Origin of the sequence: Fluviispira multicolorata, assembly GCF_009208585.1 — a bacterium.
In the GTDB taxonomy this organism is placed as follows: Bacteria; Bdellovibrionota_B; Oligoflexia; order Silvanigrellales; family Silvanigrellaceae; genus Silvanigrella; species Silvanigrella multicolorata.
This window is the reverse complement of the sequence record NZ_WFLN01000014.1, coordinates 1-765: the sequence shown is the minus strand read 5'-3', so window position 1 is coordinate 765 and position 765 is coordinate 1. Positions and strand designations below refer to the sequence as shown.

The following is a 765-nucleotide window of genomic DNA, read 5'->3' as shown; positions in this document are numbered from 1 at the left end:
CCATTAAATTCGATTAATTCGCAATCTATTTGTTCGCATGTTTCTTTAAAAATAATCTTAGTACGTTCAAGAATTTCTTTTGTAAAAACTCCACGTCTGTATTTTGTAACAAAGACTAAATGATAATAATGCTTATATAGTTGGCTTCTTCCTGTTCTCCACTCATATTTTTTATAATCCATATTGACTCCAAAATAAACAAATGCTAGAGTAACATGATGGAGGATTTATGGCAAGTTGTGGTGTAAAATTTAGAGCATATCCAACTATTGAGCAAGCAAATATACTTTCTCAATGGATAGGTTGCGCTAGAGTTATTTATAATTGCAAAGTGTCAGAAGATAATCAAAATTATAGTGTATTTAAAAGTACAGGAGAAAAATCCTCAGCTCATCAGGCTTACTCACATTTTAAAACCGAAGAAAGAGATTGGCTAAATCAATGCCCTTCTCAAATTCTGCGCAATGCGTCTTCAATTTGGTATACGGCAAAGCAACGTTTCTTTAAAGGCATAGCTAAAAATCCCCGTAAAAAGAAAAAAGGAATAAAAGATACCGTCTTGCTTACGAATGAATTATTTAAATTTAATGATGAAATAAGTGATAACGGAGTTGTTTTAAAAAAACTCACAATTGGTACTAAATCAAAAAAATTAGGTATTTTAAAATTCAAAGCTCATAGAGAATTCGGATCTCCACAACAAATTGTAATTGGGAAAAAGAATGATAATTGGTTTGTTTCTTTCTGTTACGAAGTCGAAAACAG

At 31.0% G+C, this 765-nt stretch carries 2 protein-coding genes; one reads left to right on the top strand and one right to left on the bottom strand.

Annotation, left to right across the window (positions count from 1 at the left end):
* Nucleotides 1-182: transposase (locus GCL57_RS14675; RefSeq protein ID WP_211363277.1), on the bottom strand; the 182-nt coding region annotated here is incomplete at its 3' end.
* A 47-nt stretch (nucleotides 183-229) separates the two neighbouring features.
* Between GCL57_RS14675 and GCL57_RS14670 the strand changes: the two genes are divergently transcribed.
* Nucleotides 230-765, top strand: a 536-nt coding sequence (locus GCL57_RS14670) for a helix-turn-helix domain-containing protein (protein WP_152214108.1), incomplete at its 3' end; no start/stop codon positions are given.